This is a genomic window from Bacillus cereus group sp. BfR-BA-01355 (assembly GCF_022663675.1).
GTDB classification, from domain to species: domain Bacteria; phylum Bacillota; class Bacilli; order Bacillales; family Bacillaceae_G; genus Bacillus_A; species Bacillus_A thuringiensis_S.
On the sequence record NZ_JAKUFY010000445.1, the window covers coordinates 1 to 231 of the forward strand.

Sequence of the window (231 nt, forward strand, 5' to 3'; positions counted from 1 at the left end):
CATCAATCCAAGCATAAATACCATCTGCGATAAAAGGTGTAACGAATCCGAAGTTTTGCTCGTAAAAAGAAATTGGATTAACCTCAACAACTTCTTCCGCGCCTGCGCGTTCTTCTTGTTGTTGTTCTTTTTCTTTTTCTTTTTCTTTTTCTTCTTCCTTGCTAGGGTCTTGGAAGCCCCTTATAAGCCCCTCCAAACGGACTGATAAATACTCCTTAATACGAGGGATTT

At 39.8% G+C, this 231-nt stretch carries 1 pseudogene; it reads right to left on the reverse strand.

What is annotated here, in order from left to right:
• Positions 1–231, reverse strand: a pseudogene (locus MR167_RS32410) (DnaD domain-containing protein); the annotation flags it as partial.